The sequence below is a fragment of the Streptomyces sp. FIT100 genome (assembly GCF_024584805.1).
GTDB lineage: Bacteria > Actinomycetota > Actinomycetes > Streptomycetales > Streptomycetaceae > Streptomyces.
This window is the reverse complement of sequence record NZ_CP075715.1, coordinates 533,819-559,574: the sequence shown is the minus strand read 5'-3', so window position 1 is coordinate 559,574 and position 25,756 is coordinate 533,819. Positions and strand designations below refer to the sequence as shown.

Annotated in this window: 25 protein-coding genes; 8 read left to right on the top strand and 17 right to left on the bottom strand. The window is 72.8% G+C overall.

All coding sequences use genetic code 11. The annotated features are described in order from the left end of the window. Positions 1 to 24: 24 nt before the first annotated feature. Complete coding sequence (locus KK483_RS02325; protein ID WP_262003259.1) at positions 25 to 1,353, bottom strand: aromatic acid/H+ symport family MFS transporter; 1,329 nt, start codon at positions 1,351 to 1,353, stop codon at positions 25 to 27. A 472-nt stretch (positions 1,354 to 1,825) separates the two neighbouring features. Between KK483_RS02325 and KK483_RS02320 the strand changes: the two genes are divergently transcribed. The 3 genes from KK483_RS02320 (at position 1,826) to KK483_RS02310 (ending at position 5,935) form a co-directional block, all read left to right on the top strand. Continuing rightward, complete coding sequence (locus KK483_RS02320; RefSeq protein ID WP_262003258.1) at positions 1,826 to 3,352, top strand: FUSC family protein; 1,527 nt, start codon at positions 1,826 to 1,828, stop codon at positions 3,350 to 3,352. A 188-nt stretch (positions 3,353 to 3,540) separates the two neighbouring features. Further along, the gene (locus tag KK483_RS02315; protein ID WP_262003256.1) at positions 3,541 to 4,728 is read left to right on the top strand and encodes a nitric oxide synthase oxygenase; all 1,188 of its coding nucleotides are present in this window, start codon (positions 3,541 to 3,543) and stop codon (positions 4,726 to 4,728) included. A gap of 73 nt (positions 4,729 to 4,801) precedes the next feature. Further along, positions 4,802 to 5,935 (top strand): lactonase family protein, encoded by a 1,134-nt coding sequence (locus tag KK483_RS02310; protein ID WP_262003255.1) that lies wholly within the window; start codon positions 4,802 to 4,804, stop codon positions 5,933 to 5,935. A 65-nt stretch (positions 5,936 to 6,000) separates the two neighbouring features. On the opposite strand, the gene KK483_RS02305 is transcribed toward KK483_RS02310, so the two are convergent. The 6 genes from KK483_RS02305 to KK483_RS02280 all read right to left on the bottom strand — a co-directional run bounded on the left by KK483_RS02305 (position 6,001) and on the right by KK483_RS02280 (position 11,747). Continuing rightward, on the bottom strand, positions 6,001 to 6,921 hold the full coding sequence (locus tag KK483_RS02305; RefSeq protein ID WP_262003254.1) for a sirohydrochlorin chelatase: 921 nt from the start codon (positions 6,919 to 6,921) through the stop codon (positions 6,001 to 6,003). A 124-nt stretch (positions 6,922 to 7,045) separates the two neighbouring features. Beyond that, positions 7,046 to 8,059, bottom strand: coding sequence for an N-acetylglucosamine kinase (locus KK483_RS02300; RefSeq protein ID WP_262003253.1), 1,014 nt, complete (start codon positions 8,057 to 8,059; stop codon positions 7,046 to 7,048). After that, positions 8,056 to 8,733: a uracil-DNA glycosylase gene (locus KK483_RS02295; RefSeq protein ID WP_262003252.1), complete on the bottom strand. Its 678-nt coding sequence runs from the start codon at positions 8,731 to 8,733 to the stop codon at positions 8,056 to 8,058. Before KK483_RS02295 ends, KK483_RS02300 begins: the two co-directional genes overlap by 4 nt. 65 nt (positions 8,734 to 8,798) lie before the next feature. Continuing rightward, the gene (locus KK483_RS02290; RefSeq protein WP_262003251.1) at positions 8,799 to 9,884 is read right to left on the bottom strand and encodes a sialidase family protein; all 1,086 of its coding nucleotides are present in this window, start codon (positions 9,882 to 9,884) and stop codon (positions 8,799 to 8,801) included. A 139-nt stretch (positions 9,885 to 10,023) separates the two neighbouring features. Next, a complete protein-coding gene (locus KK483_RS02285) occupies positions 10,024 to 11,103 on the bottom strand; it encodes an NADH:flavin oxidoreductase/NADH oxidase (protein WP_262003249.1) in 1,080 nt (359 codons plus the stop codon). A 131-nt stretch (positions 11,104 to 11,234) separates the two neighbouring features. Then, complete coding sequence (locus KK483_RS02280) at positions 11,235 to 11,747, bottom strand: MarR family winged helix-turn-helix transcriptional regulator (protein ID WP_262003247.1); 513 nt, start codon at positions 11,745 to 11,747, stop codon at positions 11,235 to 11,237. A 99-nt stretch (positions 11,748 to 11,846) separates the two neighbouring features. Between KK483_RS02280 and KK483_RS02275 the strand changes: the two genes are divergently transcribed. Both KK483_RS02275 and KK483_RS02270 read left to right on the top strand, forming a co-directional pair. Continuing rightward, positions 11,847 to 12,260, top strand: a complete 414-nt coding sequence (locus KK483_RS02275; RefSeq protein WP_262003246.1) for an organic hydroperoxide resistance protein — start codon at positions 11,847 to 11,849, stop codon at positions 12,258 to 12,260. Positions 12,261 to 12,388: 128 nt separating this feature from the next. Continuing rightward, positions 12,389 to 12,739 carry a helix-turn-helix transcriptional regulator gene (locus tag KK483_RS02270; protein WP_242332501.1) on the top strand — a complete coding sequence of 117 codons (351 nt, stop codon included), beginning with the start codon at positions 12,389 to 12,391 and terminating at the stop codon, positions 12,737 to 12,739. A gap of 88 nt (positions 12,740 to 12,827) precedes the next feature. Here the strand turns inward: KK483_RS02270 and KK483_RS02265 are convergent, their stop codons facing one another. Beyond that, positions 12,828 to 14,498, bottom strand: a complete 1,671-nt coding sequence (locus KK483_RS02265) for an FAD-dependent oxidoreductase (protein ID WP_262003244.1) — start codon at positions 14,496 to 14,498, stop codon at positions 12,828 to 12,830. Between the two features lie 60 nt (positions 14,499 to 14,558). Further along, on the bottom strand, positions 14,559 to 15,251 hold the full coding sequence (locus KK483_RS02260) for a DUF305 domain-containing protein (RefSeq protein WP_399015942.1): 693 nt from the start codon (positions 15,249 to 15,251) through the stop codon (positions 14,559 to 14,561). Positions 15,252 to 15,430: 179 nt separating this feature from the next. Between KK483_RS02260 and KK483_RS02255 the strand changes: the two genes are divergently transcribed. Continuing rightward, positions 15,431 to 16,945, top strand: a complete 1,515-nt coding sequence (locus KK483_RS02255; protein ID WP_262003241.1) for an LVIVD repeat-containing protein — start codon at positions 15,431 to 15,433, stop codon at positions 16,943 to 16,945. Positions 16,946 to 16,990: 45 nt separating this feature from the next. Here KK483_RS02255 and KK483_RS02250 read toward each other — a convergent pair whose 3' ends face one another. The 7 genes from KK483_RS02250 to KK483_RS02215 all read right to left on the bottom strand — a co-directional run bounded on the left by KK483_RS02250 (position 16,991) and on the right by KK483_RS02215 (position 22,594). Next, positions 16,991 to 17,638 (bottom strand): TetR/AcrR family transcriptional regulator, encoded by a 648-nt coding sequence (locus KK483_RS02250; RefSeq protein ID WP_262003240.1) that lies wholly within the window; start codon positions 17,636 to 17,638, stop codon positions 16,991 to 16,993. Positions 17,639 to 17,793: 155 nt separating this feature from the next. Further along, on the bottom strand, positions 17,794 to 18,513 hold the full coding sequence (locus KK483_RS02245) for an HAD family hydrolase (RefSeq protein WP_262003238.1): 720 nt from the start codon (positions 18,511 to 18,513) through the stop codon (positions 17,794 to 17,796). 18 nt (positions 18,514 to 18,531) lie between these two features. After that, positions 18,532 to 19,239 (bottom strand): phosphatase PAP2 family protein, encoded by a 708-nt coding sequence (locus KK483_RS02240; RefSeq protein ID WP_399015939.1) that lies wholly within the window; start codon positions 19,237 to 19,239, stop codon positions 18,532 to 18,534. Positions 19,240 to 19,355: 116 nt separating this feature from the next. After that, complete coding sequence (locus KK483_RS02235) at positions 19,356 to 19,577, bottom strand: hypothetical protein (protein ID WP_262009822.1); 222 nt, start codon at positions 19,575 to 19,577, stop codon at positions 19,356 to 19,358. Positions 19,578 to 20,491: 914 nt separating this feature from the next. Further along, positions 20,492 to 21,427 (bottom strand): M56 family metallopeptidase, encoded by a 936-nt coding sequence (locus KK483_RS02225; protein ID WP_262003237.1) that lies wholly within the window; start codon positions 21,425 to 21,427, stop codon positions 20,492 to 20,494. Positions 21,428 to 21,511: 84 nt separating this feature from the next. After that, complete coding sequence (locus KK483_RS02220) at positions 21,512 to 22,093, bottom strand: DUF5134 domain-containing protein (RefSeq protein WP_262003235.1); 582 nt, start codon at positions 22,091 to 22,093, stop codon at positions 21,512 to 21,514. A 114-nt stretch (positions 22,094 to 22,207) separates the two neighbouring features. Then, a complete protein-coding gene (locus KK483_RS02215) occupies positions 22,208 to 22,594 on the bottom strand; it encodes a VOC family protein (protein ID WP_262003233.1) in 387 nt (128 codons plus the stop codon). A 49-nt stretch (positions 22,595 to 22,643) separates the two neighbouring features. Between KK483_RS02215 and KK483_RS02210 the strand changes: the two genes are divergently transcribed. Next, entirely contained in the window at positions 22,644 to 23,198 is a 555-nt protein-coding gene (locus KK483_RS02210; RefSeq protein WP_262003231.1) for a GNAT family N-acetyltransferase, read from the top strand. A gap of 44 nt (positions 23,199 to 23,242) precedes the next feature. Here KK483_RS02210 and KK483_RS02205 read toward each other — a convergent pair whose 3' ends face one another. Then, the gene (locus tag KK483_RS02205; RefSeq protein WP_262009317.1) at positions 23,243 to 23,926 is read right to left on the bottom strand and encodes a glycerophosphodiester phosphodiesterase family protein; all 684 of its coding nucleotides are present in this window, start codon (positions 23,924 to 23,926) and stop codon (positions 23,243 to 23,245) included. A 412-nt stretch (positions 23,927 to 24,338) separates the two neighbouring features. On the opposite strand from KK483_RS02205, the gene KK483_RS02200 reads away from it, so the two are divergent. Beyond that, complete coding sequence (locus KK483_RS02200) at positions 24,339 to 25,739, top strand: DUF6421 family protein (protein WP_262003229.1); 1,401 nt, start codon at positions 24,339 to 24,341, stop codon at positions 25,737 to 25,739. The last annotated feature ends 17 nt before the right edge of the window (positions 25,740 to 25,756 follow it).

The window sequence follows — 25,756 nt, the reverse complement described above, 5'->3', positions numbered from 1 at the left end:
TCCTTCGGAGCCCTTCCGGCGGGTTCAGGCGACGGCCGCGGAGGTCTCGGCGCGCCGGGCACGGCCCGCGCCGAGCCGGGCCGCGAGCGGCACCAGGGAGATCGCCACCGCACCCACCAGCCCGGCCAGGGCGAACGCCGTGAAGCCCCAGCCCTCGTTGCCGTTCGCGGCGAGCACACCGCCGAGCCAGGGGCCGACGACCGCACCGGTGCGGCCGACCCCGGTCACCCAGCCGAGCCCCGCGGCGCGCTCGCTGCCCCGGTAGAGGGTGTTCGTGGCCGCGTACACCATCACCTGTGCGCTGAAGAGCCAGACACCGGTGACGGCGACGACGACGTACGTGATCCCGAGCGGCAGATGCGCCTTCAGCAGCAGCGCGCCGACCGCGGTGAGGACGAACCAGACGGCCGAGACCCGTACCGCGCCGAAGCGGTCCGCCGTCCGGCCCGCGATCAGCATGCCCACGATGCCGCCCGCGTTGATGACGAGGAGGAAGCTGACGGACGAGGTCAGTCCGTAGCCGGAGGCGCGCATCAGCTGGGGGAGCCAGGTGCTGACGCCGTAGACGAGCAGCAGTCCGCAGAAGGACGCCAGCCAGAGCAGCGGGGTCGCCCAGCGGGACTCCGGCCTGAAGAGCGCGAGGACCGCCTCGAAACGCCCCTTGGCACCGGCGGCCGGTGCCTCGACGGCCGTCGGCCGCGGCAGCCCGTACCGGTCGGCCACCGCCTCCGCCCGTGTCCGCTCGCCGCGTGCGAGGAGCACGCCGGGCGACTCGGGGAGCAGCTTCAGCAGCAGGGGCACGGCGACGACGGCCGGCAGGGCGCCCGCCCAGAACACCCAGCGCCAGCCGGCCGCGGGCGCGAGCGTGAGACCGAGGGCCGTCGCGGCCATGCCGCCCGCGTGGTACGAGGTCATCAGCAGCCCCGTCGTCAGCGCGGCCCTGCGCGGCGGCGCGAACTCCATCACCATGGCCAGGCACAGCGGCATCAGCCCGCCGAGCCCGAGCCCGGCGACGAACCGCCCGGCCCCGAAGGCCGCGGGGCTCCCGGCGACGGCGCAGAGGGCGGAGCCGAGCGAGAAGAGCGTGATGCTCGCGACGAGCAGGGGGCGGCGGCCGAGCCAGTCGGTCATGTTCCCGGCGGTCAGCGCGCCGATGAGCATGCCGAAGGTGGTCCAGCTGCCGATGGTGCCCGCGGTCCCGGGGGTGAGGCCGAGGCCGGTGTCGTCGAGCATGTGCGGCATGACGGCGCCGTAGATGTTGACGTCCATGCCGTCGAAGAAGACGGCGAGCCAGCAGAGCGCGAGAACGGGAAGCACCGAGCGGAAGGTGTGGGGCTGGGGCGGTGGGGTCATATCGGTCCCTGAATGTCGTCCCGAGAAAGATTGTTCGCCAAGTGAACTGAAATTCACAGGCTGCGGGCGTATGAGTGTCGGGTCGGCACGACCGGGTGTCAATGAGTCGGACGCAAGGCGATGCGAGCGGTTCGCGACGAGTTCGGCCGTGCCGTGCCGTGCCGTGCCGTGCCGTGCCGTGCCGTGCCGCGACGCGCGCCGAGTCGGCAGTCCGTAGGGCACCGGTTCACGCCGGTTCACGCCGGTCCACGCCGGTCCACGCAGGGGTGGTCCGATGGCCGCGCGCAGCCCCCGTTCTCCTTGGTGGAATGTGCCAATGGCCCAGCTCGCCCGTCGCCGCTTGAACCACTGGGGCCGGGGATGCTCTCATGGACGTGTCGATGGCGCTGCGGACTCCGCGGCGCCTTTTTCATGCCCGGGCGTCCTTCCCGGGCGCGGAGTCGCGTAAGCGGAGCGGAAGGGGCGGGAAGAGTTGCTGAAGGGGATGTTCGTGGTTCCGGATCCGGGGCGGCTGCGGCTGCGCAGCGCCTCCCGGTCCGTGCTCGGCATCGGGCCGGCCGTGCTCGCGGTCGCGCTGACCGGCCATTCGCTGCCCGCCGTGATCACCGGCGGGCTCGCCGCGCTCCTCGCCCTCTTCACTGTCACCGACGCGACCGTCCGCGGCCAGGCCGTGACCACGCTGCTGCTGCCCGCGGCCGGGCTTCCGGTGCTCGCGCTCGCGGCCGGGCTGCACGACCAGCCCCTGCTGCGAGACACGGCGTTCCTCGCCGTCGCCGGCGCGGGGGTGTACGTCCGCCGCTGGGGGCCGCGCGGTCACGCCCTGGGGGTCTTCGCGTTCATGACCTTCTTCGTGGCGCAGTTCCTGCACACGATCCCCGCGCAGCTGCCCGGGCTGTACTCGGCCGTCCTGCTCGCCGTGGTCGCCTCGTCCGCCGTCCGCTTCGGCCTCTGGTGCTACGAGCGACGGCTGGCGCCGCCCGTCGTGCCCGCCCTTCCCGCCGGAACGGGTCTGGCCAGGACGACCACCCGCCAGGCCGTGCAGGTGGCCGTCGCGGGCGCCCTCGCCCTCGCGCTTGGCCAACTGCTCTCGCAGGAGCGCTGGTACTGGGCCGTCGGCGCCGCCTGGTGGATCTTCGTGAACACCGCGTCGCGCGGCGAGACCCTGGTCCGCGGCTTCCGCCGGGTCCTCGGCACGGTCACCGGCATCGCCGTGGGCCTGCTCGTCGCCGTCCCCGTGCACGGCGACGCGGCCCCCACGGCCGCACTGGTGGCCGTGTGCGTCTTCGGCATCTTCTACACGGCCGCGGTCTCGTACAGCTGGATGATGTTCTTCGTCACCGTCATGGTCAGCCTGCTGTACGGGCTGCTCGGCGTCCTCGACCCGGGCCTGCTCGCGCTGCGGCTCGCGGAGACCGGCGTCGGCGCGCTGGGCGCCGTGGTCGCCGTCCTCCTCGTGCTGCCCGTCACCACGCACGCCACCACCGACGCCTGGATCCAGCAGGCGCTGCGCTGCGTCCACCGCTGCACCGCAGAAGCTGCCGCGCGGCTGGCCGGATCCACGACGGCCGACCCCGCTCCGCACGTCACGGAGCTGGAGGCGCTGCTCGGCCGGGTGCGGATGGCCGTGGCGCCGCTGGTGCATCCGCTCAGCCCGATGCGCGCCCGCAAGGCCCGTGCCCGGCAGGTGCTCGCGCTGCTCGACGAGTGCGCCCGCGAGGCACGGGGGCTCGCCGCGGTCGCCGCCGACCCGGCCGCCTCCCACGACGCCCGGCTGGCCGCCGCCTGCCACCGTGTCGAGGCCGCCGTCCTCACCCTGGCCTCGCCGGACGGCGTACCCGCGCCCGCCCCTGCGCAGGGCCTCGCCGTCGCCATCCCGGCCCAGCGGCAGCATTCCGGCGCCGATGCCGCCCTCACGCATCTGCACGGTCTCGAGCGCGCACTCACGGACCTTGCCACGCCCCTCGGCACCTCACCGCGCTCCCCGCTCATCGCCGTCTGACGGCCCGCTGCCGCCCTGCGGCCGGGCCCCCTCACGGCAAGCCTCACGGCAAGCCTCACGGCAGCCGAACGGCCGCGCGGCGCTCGCACCAGGCATGTGCGTGTGGCACGTACAGGGTGGATCAGGCCACCTATGGGGTAGTTCGGACGGCAACCACGTCCGTCCGCTTCACCCGGGGGGTGCACTCCATGCGGAAGTTCCGCCGAAGAGCCGCCGGCCGCAAGGCCCGGTACGACCGTCATGACCCGTATGCCGAACTGCGGCAGGAAGCGGAGGAGTTCCTGCGGCTGTGCCACCACGAGGAGCCGGAGGCGGGCGGACCGGCCGCCCTCGCGGCCCGTGTCGCCGCCGTCCACGCCGAGATCGACGCGACCGGGACGTACCGGCACACCACCGAGGAACTCGCCCACGGCGCGCGCGTCGCCTGGCGCAACAGCAACCGCTGCATAGGCAGGCTCTACTGGCGTTCGTTGCGGGTGCGGGACCGCCGTGACGTGCGCGACGCCGACACCGTCGCGGCCGAGTCGGCGGACCATCTGCGGGAGGCGACCAACGGCGGCCGGATACGGCCCCTCATCACGGTCTTCGCGCCCGACGCCCCCGGCCGCCCCGGCCCGCGCATCTGGAACGAGCAACTCGTGCGGTACGCGGGCTACACCGCCGCCCAAGGCGGCGGTCGCACGGGCGATCCGCGCAACGCCGGCATCACCGCCTACGCCGAGCGGCTCGGCTGGCCCGGCGGTCCCGGCACCCCCTTCGACGTGCTGCCGCTGATCGTCCAGGGCAGCGACGACAAACCCCGCTGGTTCACGCTCCCCGAGGACGCCGTCCTCGAGGTCCCGCTGCGCCACCCCGACGACGACTGGCACGCCGTGCTCGGCCTGCGCTGGAACGCCGTTCCCGCCATCGCCAACATGTGCCTGGAGATCGGCGGCATCTGCTACCCGGCAGCGCCCTTCAACGGCTGGTACATGGGCACCGAGATCGGCGCCAGGAACCTCGGTGACACCGACCGGTACCACCTGCTGCCGTTCGTCGCCGATCGGCTCGGACTCGACACCTCCGACGAACGCTCCCTGTGGAAGGACCGCGCTCTCGTCGAGCTCAACCGGGCCGTCCTGCACTCCTTCGACCGGGCCGGAGTCACCCTGGCCGACCACCACACCGAATCCCGCCGCTTCCTCGCCCACCTCGACCGTGAGCAGGCCAAGGGCCGGGCGGTGGGCGCCGACTGGTCCTGGATCGTGCCGCCGATCTCCGGCTCCGCCACCCCCGTCTTCCACCGGACGTACGACGCGACGCAGCTCAAGCCGATGTTCGCGCACCATCCGGAGGCGCTCGCGCGCGCCCGGGGAGAGGAGTCCGATGTGGTCTAGACCGTTCCTGCTACCGTCAGCCGGGAAACGGACATCCCGGCGGCGAGGGGAAAACGCAGTGGGCGGCGACGGCATGAGCAACGGCACGGGCCCCGGCGGAACCGGCGGAACCGGCGGACGGGCGACGGCTTTCATCGGATCCTTCACCTCGGCGGGCGGCCGCGGCATCATCGCGGCCGCCGTCGACGAGCAGACCGGGGCCCTCAGCGAGACCGCCGCGACGGACGCCGTCGCCGATCCGTCGTACCTGGCCGTCGGCGCCGCCGAGAGCGGTCCGGTCCTCTACGCCGTCTCCGAGACGGACGAGGGTGCCGTCGCGGCCTTCGACATCATCGCGACCATCGCGACCATCGCGACGACCGCGACTTCCGCGACCGCCGGGGAGGGGCCGGCGGCGTTCCGGCTCATCGGTGCGCCGGCGCCGGTGAGCGGGGCCGGCCCCACCCATCTCGCCGTGGCAGGCGGCCATCTGCTCACCGCCAACTACGGCTCGGGCAGCGTCAGCGTCCTCCCGGTCGGCCCCGCGGGGGCGCCGGCCGCCGCCGTGGGCGTACTGCGGCACGAGGGCTCGGGCCCGCACCCGGAGCGGCAGCGCGGCCCGCACGCCCACCAGGTGCTCCCCGATCCCACCGGGCGCTGGATACTCGGCGTCGACCTCGGCACCGACTCCGTGCGCGTCGGCGAACTCGACCCGGCCACCGGCGACCTGAGCCCGCACGGCGAGACGCCGCTGCGGCCCGGCACCGGCCCGCGCCAGCTCGCCTTCCACCCCTCGGGCCGGTACGCGTACGTGCTCGGCGAGCTGGAGCCGGTGCTGACCGTGTGCCGCTGGGAGGCCGAGGAGGGCGTCCTCGAACCCGTGGGGGAGACCGCGGTCCTGCCGGAGGGCCTCGCGGGCGTCAGCTACCCTTCCGCGGTCGTCGTGGCCCACGACGGGCGGTTCGTGTGGGTGGCCAACCGGGGCCACGACTCGATCTCCGTCCTCGCCCTCGACCCGAGCGGGGAGAAGGCCGAGCTGGTCACCACCGTGCCGTGCGGCGGCCACTGGCCGCGCGACCTCGCGCTCGACCCCACCGGGACGCGGCTGTACGCGGCGAACGAGCGCTCCGGGGACGTCACCTGGTTCGACATCGACGCCGCAAGCGGCCTGCCGCGCCGGGCGGGTTCGATCGCCGCCCCGGCGGCCTCGTGCGTGGTCTTCGCCTGACCCCCGGCCGCACCTGCGGCAACGAAAGGGCCCGCGCCGCGTCGGCGTGGGCCCTTTCCGTCCGTTCAGTGCGCCTGGGCGCCCTGCGGCTGCGTCGGGATGCCGAGCGCGGTCGTGTACTTCGACAGCACCAGCTTGCCGATCGCCGGGTACGCGCCGAGCGGCTCGGCCGCGGCGCAGCCCGCCTCCGCGGCGGCCGCGGCGAGCAGACCCTCCGGCAGCTCGGGGCCGACCAGGTACGGGGCCAGCGCCAGCTGTCCGGAACCGGCGGCGCGCAGCTCGTCGGCGGTCGCGGCGATCGCGCCCTCCTGGTCCAGCGCGGCGGCCATCACCGGAACGGCGAGGCGGGCGGCGAGCAGCATGCCCGTGATCCCGGCGGCCTGCACGGCCTCGTCGCCGCCGACCGTGGCCAGCACGATGCCGTCGGCGGCTGTCGCGACCGTGAACAGCCGGGCGCGGTCGGCGCGGGCCAGCCCGGCCTCGGACAGCCGCACGTGCAGCGCCTCCGCGAGCAGCGGGTGCGGACCGAGGACATCGGTCAGCTCGGCGGTGCCCTGGCTCTCCATGACCGCCTGGCGGATCCGCCGGGTCAGCGCGCTGTCGGGGCCGGCGAGCAGCGGGACCACGACGGAGGCCGGGCCCTCGGGCTCGGCGACCTCGCGGCCGGCGGCCCTGGCCAGCTCGTACCGCTCGACGCGCAGCGCCGCCGCTTGTGCGAGCACGCTCCCCAGCGTGGGGTACTCGGCGTCGTCACCGTCGAGGTAGCCGATCGCGGCCTCCAGGCCGGGCAGCTCGGAGCGGGCGATGCTGACGACTTCCTCGGCGAGACCGCGTGTCGCGGGGGTGGGGGTGCCGGGCACCGCGAGAACGAGCACGGGCGCGCCCTCGGGCGCCGCCACGGGCTCGGGGCGACGGTGTCGCCCGGACTGGCGGGGTCGCGGCATTCGTACGGGCAGGCCGGATGCAGGCCCAGTGGGGGAGCTCATGGCGCCGCATGCTACTTCGTTTATCGGCTCAGCTGTTCGGGGAGGGGGCGGCCGAGAACTGTCTGTCCGTTTTTATCCGATGAGTTCGTTACTGGTCGAGTGTCCTGTTCTGAACGGGGATATATCACAGGGACACATGGAGCATGCGCGGGTGCCGGGGAAGCGTCAGCGATCCGGTGGCGAGCGCGGCGGCGACGGTCAGCGAACCGGCGAGCGGATCGCCCGCGGCGGACACCGGGCGGGCGTGCGGGAGTTGCTGTGCGAGAGCGGCCCGCAGCGGTACGGCCAGGGGGTCGCCCATTTTGAACAGGCCCCCGGTCAGGGCGACTTCGCACTCCCCGGCCGACACGGGCGGGCAGACCGCGGCCGCCGCGGCGGCGATGTCGTCGGCGGCCTTGGCGAGGATGCCCCGGGCGACCGGGTCGTCCGCGGCGCAGCGGGCGACCTCGGGCGCGAAGGAGGCGAGCAGGGCGGGCCGGTCGGAGCGCGGATAGAGCAGCCCCGGCAGCTCATCGGCCGGCCCGAACACCGCTTCCAGCCGCTCCAGCAGCGCCGCCGAACCGCCCCGGCGCCCGTCGTGGGCGCGCATCGCCGCTTCCAGGCCCGCCCGGCCGATCCATGCCCCGCCGCCGCAGTCGCCCAGCAGATGGCCCCAGCCGTCCGCGCGGCGCCAGTCCGTCAGGTCGGTGCCCAGCGCGATCATCCCCGTGCCCGCCGCGACGACCGCCCCCGGGCGCTGGTCCAGCGCACCGGCGTACGCGGTCACCGCATCGGCGGCGAGCGCCACCCGGTGCACGCCGAGCGCCTGCGCGAGTGCACGGGGGAGCACCGCACGCAGGTCGTCCCCGAGCGTCGCCATCCCGGCGGCCCCGATCGCGACGGCGACGAGCCCGGGCGCCTCCGCGTCCGCCGCGCCGGGGGCGCCGGTCCCGGCCGCCCGCCGCAGCAGGGTGTGCGCCATCGGCAGCAGCTGCTCCAGCAGATGGGCCGCGTCGATCCCGCGGGGGCCCGTGCGGACCGGCTCGCGGGACGCGGTCGACAGGGCATGGGCGGGGGTGTCGGCCGGGGCGAGGGCGACCCGCAGGCCCGAGCCCCCGGAGTCGGCCCCCAGCACCCACCCCGGACCCGGGGTGGTCACGGCAGCCGCCAGTCCACCGGCTGCGCCCCCTGGCGGACCAACAGCTCGTTCGCCCTGCTGAACGGCCGTGATCCGAAGAAGCCGCGGTCCGCCGACATCGGCGAGGGATGCGCGGACTCGATCGCGGGGAGCTCACCCAGCAGCGGTCGCAGATTGCGCGCGTCGCGCCCCCACAGCACCGACACCATCGGCTTGCCGCGGTCCACCAGGGCCCGGATGGCCTGCTCGGTCACGTCCTCCCAGCCCTTGCCGCGATGCGCGGCGGGCTTGCGGGGGGCCGTGGTCAGGGCCCTGTTGAGCAGCAGCACACCCTGCCGCGTCCACGGCGTGAGATCGCCGTTGGACGGCCGGGGCAACCCGAGGTCGGTGTGCATCTCCCGGAAGATGTTCTCCAGGCTGCCCGGCAGTGGACGCACCTCCGGTGCCACGGAGAAGCTCAGCCCCACCGCATGCCCTGGCGTCGGATACGGATCCTGGCCGACGATCAGGACGCGCACCTCGTCGAACGGCTGCTGGAAGGCGCGCAGCACATGCGCGCCCGCCGGCAGATACGTCCGGCCCGCGGCGATCTCCGCGCGGAGGAAGTCGCCCATCGCGGCGATGCGTTCGGCCACCGGTCGCAGGGCGTCCGCCCATCCCGGCTCGACAATCTCATTCAAGGGTCGTGCTGCCACGGGGCGTCACTCTACTGGTGCGGCCCGTGTCCCGATCACCCGGCGGCAGACGGCCGCACCCGAGCTCAGCCGACCACCGCCGCCCGCACGCACAGGACGTCCGGCAGGTGCGAGGCGAGCTGCTGCCAGCTGTCGCCGTCGTCGGCGCTCGCGAACAACTCCCCGTTCCGGTTGCCGAAGTACACACCCGCGGGGTCGGCGCCGTCCGTGCACATCGCGTCGCGCAGCACCGTGCCGTAGTGGTCGTCCTCGGGGAGGCCGGCCGAGAGGGGCTCCCAGCTGCGTCCCGCGTCCTCCGTGCGGTAGACCCGGCAGCGGCGCCCCGCGGGCACCCGGTCCTCGTCCGCCGTGATCGGGAAGACGTACGCCACGTCCGGGCGGTGCGGATGGGCGGTGACCGTGAAGCCGAAGTCCGACGGCAGGCCGTCGCCGATGTCGGTCCACTTGGCGCCCGCGTCGTCGCTGCGGTACACCCCCCAGTGGTTCTGCAGGTACAACCGGTCCAGATCGCCCGCGTCCTGCGCGATCTTGTGGACGCACTGGCCGAACTCGGGGTACGGATCGGGAAGGAAGACCGCCGACACTCCTTGGTTGGATGCCTTCCACGTGGCGCCGCCGTCGCGGCTGCGGAAGACCCCGGCCGCGGAGACGGCGACGGTCACGGCCTCCGGAGCCCGCCGGTCGGTCACCACCGTGTGGACCGCCTCGCCGCCCCCGCCGGGCGCCCATTTCGACCGTGTCGGATGCTCCCACAACGGTCGGACCAGCTCGAACGTCTCGCCGGCGTCGTCGGAGCGGAACAGCGCCGCGGGCTCCGTGCCCGCGTACACCACGTCGGGGGCCGTGGGGCCCGCCGGATGCAGCTGCCAGACCCGCTCCAGGGAAGCCCCGGTGTCCTTGGGGAACTTGATCGCGGGCTTCGCCGGCTCGCTCCAGCTCGCACCCAGGTCGTCGGAGTGGAAGACCGACGGTCCCCAGTGCGAGCTGTCGCCGCCGACGAGCAGCCGGGGGACGGGGCGGCGTGTGTCGATCCCGATCGAGTACACGGCCTGTGCGTTGAAGTGGGGGCCGTCGAGCTCCCATCGGCCGGCCCGCCTACGGCCGATGAAGAGCCCTTTTCGAGTGCCTACAGCCAGCAGTACGTCGGTCATCGCCGACACCTCCAGGACGCCGTTGTCACGGATACGGGCCAGTCTGCACCCCGCCACTGACAGCGGACCGGACGGCGCGCATCCGCGCAGGTCGGCGCGGCCCGGCCGACCTGCGCGGACACCCGGCCCCGCGCCGCGGTCAGACCGAGCGGTGGTACTGCTCGGGGACCCGGATCGAGCCGCCCAGCTCGCGCGCCGCCCGCCGGGCCCAGGACGGGTCGCGCAGCAGCTCCCGCCCCAGCAGCACCGCGTCGGCCTCGCCGTTGGAGAGGATCTTCTCGGCCTGCCCGGGAGCGGTGATCATCCCGACGGCGGCGACCGGCAGGCCCGTCTCGGCCTTCACCCGGGCCGCGAACGGTACTTGGTAACCGGGGCCGACCGGGATCCGTACCCGCGGGGCGTTGCCGCCGGACGAGACGTCCAGGAGATCGACGCCGTGCTCCTTGAGCAACGCGGCGAAGCGCACGGTGTCGTCGGCCGTCCAGCCGTTCTCGTCCAGCCAGTCGGTCGCCGAGATGCGGAAGAGGACGGGCAGCTCCTGCGGCCACACCGCCCGTACGGCGTCGACGACTTCGAGGGCGAACCGGGTGCGGCCGGCGAAGGAGCCGCCGTACTCGTCGGTCCGGTGGTTGCTGTGCGGGGAGAGGAACTCGCCGAGGAGGTAGCCGTGCGCGCCGTGCACCTCGACGACCTCGAAGCCCGCGTCCAGCGCCCGGCGCGCGGCGTCCGCGAACCGGTCCACGATCTCCGCGATCCGGGCCGTCGTCAGCTCGTCGGGCACGGGGTGGCCCTCGTCGAAGGCGACCGGGCTCGGGCCGAGCGGCTGCCAGCCGTTCGCGTCCGGGCCGACCGGTGCACCGCCGTTCCACGGCCGGTCGGTCGACGCCTTGCGGCCGGCATGGGCGATCTGGATGCCGGGGACGGTGCCCTGCGCCTTGAGGAAGCGGGTGATCCGGCGGAAGCCCTCGACCTGGGTGTCGTTCCAGATGCCGAGGTCGTGCGGGCTGATCCGGCCCTCCGGCGAGACCGCGGTGGCCTCCGTCAGGATCAGTCCCGTGCCGCCGGCCGCACGGGCGGCGTAGTGGGCGAAGTGCCAGTCGTTGGGGACGCCCGCGTCCGGGCCGGACGCCTCGGCGCTGTACTGGCACATGGGCGCCATCCAGACCCGGTTCGGGATCGTCAGCTGCCGAAGGGTGTACGGCTCGAACAGTGCGCTCACGGCGGACTCCATTCACGGGATGCACGGGGAAAGTGCCACTCGTACGATAGCCATCGTAATACGGTGGCTGTCAAACTACGAGAACTCTCGTACAAAGTCCCGCGTCGGGCCAGGCCCGTCGGTCCAGCGCGTCAGTCCAGTGGGTCCTGTCCGCCCGCGCACCCCGCCGACGGCTCGTACTCCGGGTCGGCGCCGTCGAGCTTGGCCGTCAGTGCGGTGAGCCGCTCCTGGAGGTCTCCCATCTCCGCGAGGGTCAGTCCGGTGGCGGCGGCGATCCTGCGCGGCACCAGGGCGGCCTGCTCGCGCAGGGCGACGCCCTGTGCGGTCGGCCTGACGGTGACCGACCGCTCGTCCTCCGCGCTGCGCCTGCGCTCCACGAGGCCGAGCGCCTCCAGCCGCTTGAGCAGCGGCGAGAGCGTGCCCGAGTCCAGGCGCAGCCGGGCCCCGATCGTCTTGACCGGCAGCTCGCCGTGCTCCCAGAGCACCAGCATCGCCAGGTACTGCGGATAGGTGATCCCGAGGTCCTTGAGGACCGTCCGGTAGACGCCGTTGAAGGCACGCGAGGCCGCGTGGAGCGAGAAGCAGATCTGGTGGTCGAGGCGGAGGATCTCCCCGTCCGGCGTCGCGTCCGGTGTCGTCTTCATGGTGTCCAGGGTACCTGTTCGGGCATCATTCAGTTGTGCACAATTAAATTGTGTGCTGTACTCATGTCTGACCAACCACACCGACAGAGGGATGAACCGATGAACGCGCTGTACACCGCGGTCGCCACCGCCAACGGCCGTGACGGCCGTGCCGTCAGCTCCGACGGCCGACTCGACCTTCCGCTCGCCGCTCCCACCGCCCTGGGCGGCAGCGGCGAGGGCACCAACCCGGAGCAGCTCTTCGCGGCCGGCTACGCCGCCTGCTTCGCGAGCGCGCTCGGCCTCGTCGGCCGGCAGGCGAAGGTCGACACCGGCGAGATCTCGGTGACCGCCGAGGTCGGCATCGGCAAGGACGAGGACGGCGGCTTCGGCCTGGCCGTGACGCTCCGCGTCGAGCTGCCGCAGGCGCTGGAGGGCGAGACGGGGCAGCTGCTGGTGAAGCAGGCCCACCAGGTCTGCCCGTACTCCAAGGCGACCCGCGGCAACATCCCGGTCGAGCTCGTCGTCGAGTAGCCGCCCGCTGTGCGGTGCCCGCGGCGCGGGCACCGCAGCTGTCCCGCCTGCGCGGGCCGCTCCTCCCATCCGGGGCAGCAACTACGACGGATCTCGTACGATGGAGCCCCCGGAGAAGTGGAGCCGCTGTGACCACCGCGACCAGCCCGCGCGCCCTCGCCCACCCCGCCCGTGACGAGATCCGCCTGGAGGGCGTGCTCCACGCGCTCTCCGACCCGATGCGGCTGCGGGTGGTGCGGGAGCTCGCGACCGCGTCCGAGGAGCTGTCCTGCTCGGACTTCGAGCTGCCCGTCACCAAGTCGACGACCACGCACCACTTCCGCGTGCTGCGGGAGAGCGGGGTGATCCGGCAGATCTACCGCGGAACGGCGAAGATGAACTGCCTGCGGCGCGACGACCTCGGCGCGCTCTTCCCGGGCCTCCTCGACAGCGTCCTCGCCGCGGCCGCCCGCGAGGCGGGCCGACTCGGCACGGCATAGCCGCCCCGCGCGGGGCCACTGTGCGCCGCGCACCGGGCGCCCGGCCCACCCACCGGCGGCAGCCGTACCCCGGCCGGCCCCGGAAGGGCTACGCCGCCGGCACCTCCGCACCCGCGTCCGCACCCGCGTCCGTCCCCGCGTCCGCACCTTCCTCCGCGTCCGCACCTTCCTCCGGGTCCGGAACGGCGCCTGCATCCGGAGCGGCGCCTGCGTCAGGATCCGGGCCCGCATCCGGATCCGTGTGCGCGTCCGCGCCCAGCGCCGCCCCCAGCAGCCCCGGCCAGTCCGGGATCTTCACGGAGCGCCGCCCGAGCGAGCGGCCCAGCTCGGCCTCGGCCCGCTCGATCGCCTGCCAGCCGCGCCATTCGACCGGCCGGTGGCCCAAGCCCCGCAGCACATCGAGCGGTTCGCCCGTGAGCGGACGCGCGGACAGCCCGGCCGCGTCAGCGAGCAGCGAGGCCACCGTCTCCTTGGCGCACGGCCGGTTCGTGCCGATCACACCGGTCGGCCCGCGCTTGATCCACCCCGCCACGTACTCGCCCGATGACGGCACGCCGTCCCGGAGCACCCGCCCCGCCTCGTGCGGCACCGTGCCGTGCGCCGGGTCGAACGGCAGCCCGTCCAGCGGCACTCCGCGGTAGCCGACCGCCCGCAGCACCAGCTGCGCCTCGATGTCCTCGTACGTCCCCGTGCCGCGCACCCCGCCCGCGCCGTCCGGCACCGTGCGCTCGAAGCGCACCCCGGCGACCCGCCCGTCGCCGCCCGCCAGCAGCTCCACGGGCCGGAGGAAGAAGCGCAGCCGGATCCGCCGTGCGAGGCCGCCCCGTTCGTCCGCCGCGCCGCCGGCTTCGCCCCGCGCACCGGCTTCGCCCCGCGCACCGGCTTCGCCCCGCGCACCGGCTTCGCCCCGCGCACCGGCTTCGCCCCGCGCACCGGCTTCGCCCTGCGCGCCGGCCTCACCGGACACACCGGCCTCATCGGCGCCCGCCGTCCAGCCCCGTACGACCTCGACGTTGCGCCGGTTCACGCCCGGCAGCGCCGACGGGTCGGCGTAGCCGGGGTCCAGCGCGAGGTCCGACGGCTCGACGCCCACCACGGCGCCGGACAGTGCTCCCAGTTCGCGCAGCTCCTTCGTCGTGAACTTCGCCTGCGACGGACCTCGCCTGCCCACCATGTGCACCTCGCGCACACCACTGGCCGCCAGCACCCCGAGCGCCGCATCCGGCATATCGGTCGGATGCAGGTCGGCCGCGGCGCGTGCGAGGATCCGGGCGACGTCCACGGCCACGTTGCCGACCCCGATCACCACCGCGGACCGGACCCCGCCGAGCCCGAAGCCGTCCGCCCCGTCGGCCGCGGCGTCGGGATGCGCGCTGTACCAGGACACGAAGTCGGTGGCCGAGCAACTGCCCGGAAGATCCTCGCCCGGCACGCCGAGCCTGCGGTCCTTCGCCGCCCCCACGCAGTAGACCACCGCGTGGTACAGCTCCAGCAGCCGCGCCGGGGTCAGCCCCCGGGCGCCCACCTCGACATTGCCGAGGAAGCCGATCCGCTCGTCCTCCAGCACCGTCCGGAGGTTGTTCTGCAGCGACTTGATCTTCTCGTGGTCGGGCGCGACTCCGTATCTCACCAGCCCGAACGGACAGGGGAGCCGGTCCAGTACGTCCACACGGACATCCGGGACCAGGGACTGCTGGACGAGGCCCTGAGCGGTGTACACCCCGCTCGGGCCGGATCCGACGACGGCGACTCGAAGCACGGCTGCGCTCCTTCCGCAGGGTGCTTCCAGCATGGCACCCGGACGGTCGCGCGGGGAGGCTCACATCGCGCGCATACGGCTGATCTCCGCCGTCTGCTGGGCGACCACGTCGTTGGCCATCTCCTCCACCTGGACGTTGTTGCCCTCGGAGAGCACCCCCGACGCCATCGTGAGAGCCCCCTCGTGATGGGTGATCATCAGCTTCAGGAAGAGCTCGTCGAAGGCCCGGCCCTTCGCCGCGCGCAGCTGGGCCAGCTGCGCCTCGGTGGCCATGCCGGGCATCACCCCGTGCTTATGGGCGTCGTGACCGCTCTTCCCCGAGCCGTCGTCCTTTCCGCCACCGTTGCTTTTCAGCCATCCCTCCATCGCGCCGATCTCCGGCTGCTGCGCCGCCCTGATGCGCTCGGCGAGCCGCTTCACGGGGTCCCCGGCAGCGCGGTCCGGAACGAGCGACGTCATCTCCAGGGCCTGGTGGTGATGGGTAATCATCATCTGGACATAGGAGTGGTCCGCGGAGTTGGGGCTGTTGTCCGGCAGTTCCTTCTTGGCCTCCTCCGGCGACAGCGTCCTGGCCGGTTCTCCCGGCTTGCCGGGTGCGACCACGGCCGGCGCGCCGCCGTCCTTCGCCGCCGCCTTGCCGTCACCGGAGCCGTCACCGGACCCCGACTCGCAGGCGCCCAGGGTGAGTACGGCGACCGAGACCCATGCGACCAGGGCGGATCTGCGGACAGAACGTGATCTACGGGGCAGCAACACAGCAATCTCCTGCGGTACTTGGGGGTGTCGGTGATCGTAGTAGCACGGTTGCACGGCTCAGTGATCAAAAACTTTCATTACGGCTCTGTTTCCATCTGTTGGAATGGGCATGCAAAGGACCATACTGCCGGGATCCATGAACCGTTCAAATGCGAACGGAGACAAGGGAGGACGCAGTGATCTCCTTGCACAACACCCGCGTGCGGCGCAGACACCTCGGCGTGGCGGCGGCCGCGGCCGGACTGCTCGCCACACTGCTGACGGCTGCACCCGCGGCCGCCATCCCCGACCCGGGAGACGCCCCGACCCAGGGGAAGCTCTCCTCGGCCCAGCGCGCCGAGGCGTCGTCGGCCGTGGCGAACGGCGAGATACCGGGCGTGGACGAGATCGTCCACAGCGACAACATCGAGCACCTCGTCAACATCCCCAAGGAGGCGCTCCCGGGCACCAACTCGGACCTGGCATTCCAGGGCAGGTACGCCTTCGCCGGCAACTACGACGGCTTCCGGATCTTCGACATCAGCAACCCGAAGGCCCCGAAGACCGTCGCCCAGGTCCTGTGCCCCGGATCGCAGAACGACATCTCCGTCTCCGGGAACCTGCTCTTCCTCTCCACCGACTCCTCGCGCAGCGACAACTCCTGCAGCAGCACCACGCAGCCCGCGACGGAGAAGTCCTCCTGGGAGGGCATGAAGATCTTCGACATCAGCGACAAGCGCAACCCGAAGTACGTCGCTGCCGTCGAGACCGCCTGCGGATCGCACACGCACACCCTGGTGCCCGAACGCCGCAACGTCTACGTCTACGTCTCCTCGTACTCGCCGAACGCGACGTTCCCGGACTGCCAGCCGCCGCACGACGGAATCTCCGTCATCAAGGTGCCGCGGTACGCCCCCGAGAAGGCCGCGCTCGTGGGCTTCCCCGTGCTGTTCCCGGGCGAGGGCCCGGACGGCGGCGGAAACCCCGGCGGCCCGACGAACCCGGGCGTCTCCAAGACGACCGGCTGCCATGACATCACCGTGCTGCCCTCGAAGGACCTCGCGGCGGGCGCCTGCATGGGTGACGGCATCCTGTTCGACATCGACGACCCCGAGCGCCCCAGGGTCATCGACCGGGTCCAGGACAACGTCAACTTCGCCTTCTGGCACTCGGCGACCTTCAACCAGGGCGCCAACAAGGTCGTCTTCACCGACGAGCTCGGCGGCGGCTCCGGTGCCACCTGCAACGCGGAGATCGGTCCGAACCGCGGTGCCGACGGCATCTACGACATCGTCGGCAAGGGTGACAAGCGCAAGCTTGTCTTCCGCAGCTACTACAAGATCGACCGTCACCAGGCGGCGACCGAGAACTGCGTGGCCCACAACGGCTCGCTGATCCCGGTCAGGGGCCGCGACATCATGGTCCAGGCCTGGTACCAGGGCGGCATCTCGGTCTGGGAGTTCACCGACTCCCGCAAGCCCCGGGAGATCGCCTACTTCGAGCGTGGCCCGCTCTCCACCACCGCCCTCGCCACGGGCGGCTCGTGGTCGGCGTACTACTACAACGGCTACATCTACTCGAACGACATCGCCAAGGGCTTCGACGTGCTGAAGCTCGACGACCGTCGCACCGACCAGGCGAAGCGGGTGCGGATGCACGAGCTCAACGTGCAGACGCAGCCGGACTACTTCGACGACTTCGACCGCGACTGACCGTCGTCCGTGCCCGTATGGGCACCGTTCGTCCCGCCGGGCGGCTCACCGCCCGGCGGGACGAACGGGGGCACCGGGGAGTGCGTCCGGCGTGACACCCGAGGCCGGGGGTGCGCCCTGCTCCCAGGCGAGACCGTACCGCTGGAACAGCTCGGCCCGCAGCCGCTCCCGCGGCATCGGCGCCCCCGGCAGCGCCACCGCGAAGACCGCGCCCATCAACAGCGCGCGCAGCAGCGGATAGTCGGCGTCCACGTCCTGCGAGCCGTAGCGCTCGACCGTGTCGCGCAGCAGAAACGCCAGCCGCTGCTGCTCCGGACACCGGACGAACCCCTCGGCCTGAAGGATCCCGGCCATGTGCGCCCGCATCAGCACCGGCCGGTCCACGGCCAGCCCCAGCACCGCGTCGACCGCCCGTGCCAGCCGCTCCCGGCCGTCGTCCGTGCGCGGTTCGCGCTCCAGCGCCGCTTCGAGCGTCAGATGCATCAACCGGTGGACGGCGGACTGGAAGAGCTGCCGCTTGCCGGCGAAGTAGTACGAGACCAGACCGCGCGCCGAGCCCGCGCGGTCGGCGATGTCGCCCAGGGTCGTCGCCTCGTAGCCGCGCTCTCCGACGAGGTCCACGGTCGCCTGGAGAAGACGCTCGCGGGAACGCCGGCGGAGTTCTTCGTTGACCGATGGGCTCCGCGGGGACATGCTTGACTCCTGCGTTGACTGGCTCGGAGCCAGTATACTCGGCGCGTACCGCTGAACGGCGCTGTTGTGCCTGGTCAGCGGGGGTGACTGCCCGGCCGGGCGACGCGGGGGATCGCCCGGCCGGGCAGCTTCGTCATGCGTGTTTCACGACCTCGTCATGCCTGCGGCCGGATCGGTGCCGCATCGACGAGCGCCAGGACCGGACGCAGTCCCTCCGGCCTTTCGTCCACCGGCAGCCGGTCCACGAAGTGCACTGCGCAGCCCAGCCTGGCCGCGCCGCCGTCCGCATACCGGTCGTCGCCCACCATCAGCACGTTCCGCGGATCGTGTCCCAGCGCCTCGCAGCCCGCCCGGAACAGCCGTGTGTCCGGCTTCTGCACACCGTGGCGGTACGACAGGACGTACGCGTCCACGTACACGTCCAGCCCGTGTGCCCGGAAGACCGGCCGCGGATCCCAGCCGATGTTGCTGACCACCGCGACCCCCACGCCGCGCCGCCGCAGCCCGCCGAGCACCTCCGCCGCGTCCGGGTACGGCCGCCAGGCGGGCGGCGTCTTGTGCCGCTCGTACAGCACGTCGTACAGCCGCGGGTCGGGAAGCTCGACCCGGCGCGCGAGCCCGATGTAGGCCGCGCGGTGCCGACCGGCGTCCTCGTCACGGGTGGACCACAGCTCGGCCAGCGGCGCCGGGACCCGCAGCGGGTCGGATCCGCCGGGCAGCGCCCCCGCGGCGTCCAGTTGGCGCGCGTACCGCTCGAAGTCCTCGCTGCCGACACGGACGCCGGTCTCGTCGGGCGCGGCCCGCAGCCACGCGGTGACGGGTTCGATCCGGAAGAGCGTTCCCGAGAAGTCGAAGAGCACGCCTTTGATCCCCATGCGGAGATCCTCGCGGCGTCAGCGCTTCCAGATCAAGGCCCACCGGTCGTACGACGCCACCGCGACGGCCACCAGACACACCCCGAGCAGCCAGCCCGCCACGACGTCGGTGAGCCAGTGCACCCCGAGATACAGCCGGGTGAAGCCCACGCCGAGCACCGTGACGGCGGCGGCCGCGACCGCGGCCCGCCACACCCGGGGACTCGTGCCGCGCCGTCTCAGCAGCCAGAGCAGCAGCCCGCAGGTCACCGTCGCCGTCATGGCGTGCCCGGAGGGGAAGGCGGCGTACTCGGCGGTATCCACCGGGTCGGACCACGACGGCCGCTCGCGGCCGACCAGGAACTTCAGCCCCTGCTGCACGGCGCTGCCCAGCGCGCTCGCGGCGGCCACCCAGAGCGCGGGCAGCCACGCCGACCGCCACAGCAGCAGCAGCAGGACCACCGCGGCGATCAGGGCACGCATCGTCCACGGGTCCCACACCCAGTCGCTGAACACCCGGTTGGTCTGCGTGAACCCGGGATCTTCCAGCGCCGACGTGTGCAGTTCCCGCGCCACCATGAGATCCAGCGCCACCAGCGGTCCCCATCCGCCGACGACCAGCACCATCAGCACCACCGCGACGGCGGCGGTGGCTGCGGCGGTCCGAACGGCCTCCCGGGGCGAAGCGGGAGCCGGACCATCGAGTCGTGAGGGACGGACGGGGTGGAGGAGGTGCACAAGACCGATCCTGCCCGCGATCCCGGCGCGCTACCAGATCTGCGCGCTCGATTGGGCCGACGGCACCACCACGACTGCCTTCGCGGGGGACGCACCGGGTGGGCGGCCCCCGCGTCCGGCGCGGCTCAACGATCGCAGTTGATGTTCAGCATCGGAGTGGCGCCGGCGGAGCTGAGCGCCCATGTCGTTCCGTTCCAGATGACGTACGGATTCACGGCGGCGCCCATTCCGCTCGCCGTGTTGAAGCTCTGCCCGGTGACGGCGGAGCAGATGGCCTGTGCTTCGATACCCGCCAGCCGGATGTCGAGACCGTTGATCCTCGGCCCGCTGCACGATGAAGTGGTCACGGTCGTGTTGATGCTCGTACACGTGAGCGTCGCGCCGCGCACGATCTGGGTCGAGAGGAACTGACCGAAGATCGGTTGCGGTGCTTCCGGCCCCTGCGGTCCGGTGGCGCCCGGGGTCCGGTGGTCCCTTGCGGTCCCGCCTCTCCGGTGTCGCCCTCGGGTCCGGTGGTCCCTTGCGGTCCCGCCTCTCCGGTGGCGCCCTGGGGTCCGGTGGTCCCTTGCGGACCGGCCTCTCCGGTGGCGCCTTGCGGTCCGGTGGCGCCTTGCGAGCCGGCCGGTCCGGTCTCGCCCTGCGGTCCCGCCGGGCCGACGGCGCCTTGTGGACCTGCTTGTCCGGTGTCGCCCTGCGGTCCGCTGGTGCCCTGCGGACCGGCCTCTCCGGTCGCGCCTTGCGGCCCGGTGTCGCCCTGCGGGCCTTGCGGTCCCGGCGGACCAGCGGGTCCGGCCTCGCACTCGTCGTCGTTTCCGCGGCCGCGACCCGGGAATCCGGGCGCGCCATCGTGATCACTCCTGCCGTCCCGGCACTCGTCGCCGCCGGTGGCACGTACCGGGGTCGTGGGCCCCGTCGGCGAGCTCGGGGTGGCGAGCGCGGGTTCGGCGAAACCGAGCACCACGAGGGCGAGCGACGCCGCAGCACCACCGGCGCACCACGCGCCCTTCCTGGGCAGCGGCGACATGCCGGACCGGGTGCGGTGATCAGTACCCATGCTCAATCACTCCTCGGAGAAGCGAGCGAAGACCCGGGAAGTCCCGCTCCGGGGGCGCCCTCCGGCAGCTTTTTCGCCGTGCCATGAGGCCCTGGCAGCAGACGCGCCGAACGATCAAGCGATCGGTCCAAGGGGTTGCCCCGTTCGCCCGTTCGTCCGGCCGGCCGGACGCCGGGAGCCCCGCCCCCGCGGGCGGGCGACGAACGGCTAGCGCAGGGTGCCGAGCGCAGGTACGAAGGCCACGAGCAGCGGGATCACCGGGACCAGCGCCGCCACCGCGGTCAGGCGGAGGCGATGGGTCGCGGTCAGGCGGGGGCGCGGGGCCAGCAGCCGGTTGACGCGTTGCGGGAGGTGGGCGTCCGGGGCCGGGGACGGGCCGAACACGCCGCGGTGCTCGTTGAGCTCCACGAGAGCGAGAGCGATCGTCAGCCGGCCGAAGCGGCGCGACGCGACATCGTCGGCGGCCAGCTCCACCAGCCGGTGCATCTCGTCGCGGAAGACCGCGAACACCGGCACCTGCGGAAAGCCGTTCGCGAGCGCGCCGGAGCAGTGGAGCAGCCAGTCGTGGCGCGCCCGCGCATGGCCCTGCTCATGGGCGAGCACGGCATCGAGCTGACGGCCCTTCAGCCGGCGCAGCGCCGCGGTGGTGATGACGAGCTGCGGCGCCGCGCCCGGCAGCCACCATGCGTCGGGGCGCTCGCCCTCCAGCAGGACCAGCGGTTCGCCGCCCGGTTCCTCGCCCGGCAACAGGGGGGCGCGTACGAGCAGTTCGGCCCGGCGGCGCTTGCGCCGTGCATGCGCCCGGTGGACCTCCCGGGTCAGCATCGCGCCGGTCCACAGCCCGCCGCACGCGAGCAGCACGGCGAGCACCGCGGACCACGGGCCGTGCGCACCCAGTGCGTACGCCTCCACCACCGCGGTCGGCGCGGGTGCGAACACCTGGCCCCGTACGGCCTGCCAGGCCGCCGCCGCGCTGAAGGTCATGGAGAGCGCGAAGCTCAGCAGCACCGCCGCGACCACGCACTGCCACACCCACAGCGCCACCACCGGCTCGCGCTCCGGCCAGTCGGCCCGCGACATCAGCCGCGGGGCCACGACGGCGGCCAGTGCGCCGAGCGTCAGCAGCACGAGGGAGACCATCATGGCGCCAGCCTATGAGGGCGGTACTACCCACGGGTATGGGCGCGCGAGTCAAGTGACGCACGCCACGCCCGCGGCCGCCGTGTCTCACACGGTGAGGAGCATGGCGACCATCGCGACCCCCATGGACAGCCGGCAGGCCAGCGCCAGCTCGGGCCGCGCCCCCCAGGTCACGGTCGCGCCCGCCGGCGTGGCAGCGGCCGCCACCGGCACCAGCCGCGCCCCCGTACGCAGCACGAACGCCACGAAGTACACCAGCAACACCCCGGTCACCAGCGGCACTCCGCCCGTTCCCACATGGTGCGCGTGCCCACCCGCCGCGCCGGGAGCCATCGTCAGCGCCATGTAGACCATGGCCAGCGAGCCCACGAGGTGGTGCAGATGATGTGTGTCGCCGTGCGAGGCCCGTGACCGCGCTGCCCACAGTCCGCGCAGGGCCCACAGGGCGGCCGTGCCGAAGAGGGCCGCGTACCCCGCCCAGGCCCACGGCGGGGGCGGCACGACAGCGGCGGGCACGGCCATCGCGGCCATCCCGAACCCCATCACCGCCTCGCCGCCCGCGCTCCTGCGCTCGTCGCCCGTACAGCTGCGGGCGCGCAGCAGGCAGTACGCGCCGGACGCCGCACACAGCGCGACCAGCAGCCAGCCCGGCGTCGCCGGTCCGTGCACCGGGCACCTCCCCGTTCGACGGTGTCGAGAAGGTGATGCCCGCGCCGCCCCCGGCGCATACGAGCGCACAGGCGTACACGGGGCGCGCTCGGAGCGGCCGGCGCCTCTCCGCCGTCAGGGCCGGTGGCGCAGCGGATGCTCCTCGGGCACCTCGACCACGGCGATCCGCACCCCGTCCGGGTCGGTCAGCCACATCTCCACGAGCCCCCAAGGCTCCCGCTGCGGCGGCCGGTCCACCGCCGCCTGGTGCTTCAGGACGTGCCCGTACGCCGCCTTCACGTCCGAGACCTGGAGCCAGAGGGCGAGCCCGGGGGCGGGCGGTGCGTCCGAGCGTCCGGAGAGCTCCAGGAAGCCGCCGCCGAGGAAGTAGACCGTCCCGCGCTGCGGACCGGTGCCGAACTCACGGTAGATCTGGAGGTTGAGTACGTCCTCGTAGAACCGGCGGGACCGCTCGGGATCGGTCGGCCGCAGCAGGATGCGGCTGCTGAGCACATGCATCATGGGCTGCACACTAGACGTCAGCACTCAGAAGAGATCGGAGACGCACGCCATGGCCACCGTCCCGCAGCAGGACCCCGCCCGGCTGACCTTCCGCGACGCCGTCGAGGCCGATGTGCCCGCGCTCGTCGAGCTCATCGAGTCCGCCTACCGCGGGGACAGCAGCCGCGCCGGCTGGACCACGGAGGCGGACCTCCTGGAGGGGCAGCGGACGGACCCGGACGGCGTCCGCCAGGTCATCAGGGCGTCCGGCAGCCGCCTCGTCGTCGTCGAGCGGGACGAGGAGCTGACCGCCTGCTGCCAGCTCGAACACCGGGGCGAGGCCGCGTACTTCGGGATGTTCGCCGTCCGCCCTGGGCTCCAGGGCGGCGGTGTCGGCCGGCAGGTCCTCGCGGAGGCGGAGCGCATCGCGCGGGAGTCATGGGGCGTGCGCGAGATGCACATGACGGTGATCGCGCAGCGCGAGGACCTCATCGCCTGGTACGAGCGCCGCGGCTACCGCCGTACGGGGACGATGACCCCGTTCCCGTACGGCGACGAGCGCTTCGGCATCCCGCAACGCGACGACCTGCGGTTCGAGCTGCTCGTGAAGAACCTGCCGCAGTAGGCGCGGACCGGGCCGCAGTGGTCGCGGACCTCTGCGGCACCGGCTCAGGCCGTGAAGCGGCCGGTGCGCCGGATCTCGGGGAAGTCGGTGGTCGCGCCGTCGAGTTCGAGGGCGCGCACCAGCCGCAGGTGGTTCTGGGTGTTGACCACCCAGCCGATGACCTTCAGCCCCTCGGCGTGCGCCCGCTCCACGGTCTCCAGGGTCAGTCGGCGGATGTTCAGCGCAAGGGTGGTGGCGCCCACCGCCTGGGCGCGCTCGATCACGTCGCCGTCCCAGCGGCTGGCGATCAGGGCGGTCCGTACGCCCGGCACCAGCTTGGCGATCTCCGCGACCGCGTCGTCCTGGAAGGACGACACCTCGACCCGGCCCACCAGATCGCGCTTGTGCAGCACGTCCGCGAGCGCCCGCGCCGCCCTGATGTCCTTGATCTCCGCCTGGAGCGGCGCGCTCACGGCGTCCAGGACTTCCTCGAGGACCGGGACGCGCTCGCCCTGACCGGCGTCGAGCTCCCGCAGCTCGGCGAGGGTCTTCTCGGCGATCGGGCCCGTCCCGTCGGTCGTGCGGTCCACCTCGGCGTCGTGCATGACGACGAGTGCGCCGTCCTTGCTCAGATGGAGATCGAGCTCGATGGCGTCCATGCCCTCGCGCTCGGCGCGGACGAAGGAGCGGAGGGTGTTCTCCGGCTCGACTCCCATGACCCCGCGATGACCGATGGTGAGGAAACTCAAGATCTTCTCGCTTCCCGTCGTGTTGTCGGCTCCTGTGCGGCGCTCGTACCCCACGCGGCACTGCGGCAGCCTAACCGCCCCGGCCCCGGGCGTAACCGGTCGTGCACGAGGCCACGGGCGCATGGGAACGGTCCCCTGGGCGGACGGGCGCCACACCCCCTCACCCGCGCGTGGGCGCGTCGTACGGGCCTTGACGGGGTTCGTCCGGGCCCTCGGTGCACCGGGCCCTCGGTGCACCGGGCGGGAGGTGCACGCGCCGATCGAAGCCATCGCCGCCCCAACGGGGCGCCGGCAGCAAAATCTGCGGTGACCAAGGGGTGGGGCAGGATAATTTCCCAAAGCAGCACTTGTACGGGAGACACGCGCATGGTTACGGTGTCTTGACGCGAGGTTCTCCCGTGGAGGAAGTGACATGACGGAAATTCTTGTGCAGGACGCTGTGGGTGGCGCGATCGCCACCGCTGCCCGGGTGGTCGAGCATCCGGCCTGGCGCACGCTCAAGGATGCCGTCGAGGAGATCCGGCCCTGGCAGTCCAAGGACGGCTCGATCGACTTCGACGCGGAGGCCGCCCCGTCGCGCGCCACCGCCGAGCGCGCGGTCGAGCGCGTGACCGCCGCGGTCGAGGAGCTCTCCCCGCTGCTCCCGCACGACGCCGCGTACCACCGCGCGCTCGTCGCCGACCTGAGGAAGTGGGCCGACGGCGCTTTCGACGTGCCGGACTTCCTGGACTCGCTGCTCGCCTTCCAGCCCGCCGCGAACCGCGTGGACGGCCTCCAGCACCTGGTCGTCTTCCCCATGTACACGCAGAACGGCAATCCGGACCGCAACCTCGAAGCGGTCGTGCTGCGCATGGTCTGGCCGGAGTGGCTCGCCGAGCTGGAGGCCACCCGCTACGACAACCCGCTCTTCTGCGGCATCACCTTCGAGGACTTCACCGCCGGCTACGACACCAACTCGGCCGTGCTGTTCCCGGAGACCATAGCCGTGCGCGAGGCCCCCGAGCGGTTCAGCTGGGGAGGCATCTTCTGCGACCGCGAGGCGGCCCGCTTCCGCCGCGTCACGGCGGCGGCCGTCGACATCCTCGGCGTCGAGCTCCCCGACGACATCGCCGCGATGGTCCACGACCAGGAGCGCTGCGAGAAGGCGTTCGTCCTCTGGGACATGGTCCACGACCGCACCCACAGCCACGGCGACCTGCCCTTCGACCCGTTCATGATCAAGCAGCGCCAGCCGTTCTGGATGTACGGCCTGGAGGAGCTCCGCTGCGACCTCACCGCCTTCAAGGAGGCCGTGAAGCTGGAGGCCGAGGGCAACGAGCACGGCCGCGACGTCCAGTACGCGGTGCTCTTCGACCGCATGTTCCGCTTCCCCCTCACCGGGGACCGCGTGCGCAACTACGACGGCCTCGGCGGCCAGCTGCTCTTCGCCTACCTCCACAAGCACGACGTGGTGCGCTGGACGGACAACCAGCTGAAGATCGACTGGGAGCGGGCCCCGAGGATCACCAACCAGCTCTGCGCCGAGATCGAGACGCTGTACCGCGAGGGCATCGACCGTCCGAAGCTCGTCCACTGGTTCAAGGCGTACGACCTGGTCTCCGGCTACCTGGCCCCGCACCCCGGCTCCCGCTGGGCCAAGGGCCCGGACGCCCTGGACCTCACCCAGCCGCCGCGCAAGCTCGTGGACGACGTGCTTCCGGACGAGTTTCCGCTCAGCATGTTCTATGAGGCGCTGTCCAAGAAGCTGAAGGACGTGATCGCCTCGACCAAGGGGATCACCGCCGACGACAAGGCTGAGCGAGTCGCCGCGTGAGCTCTGGCACGGAAGAG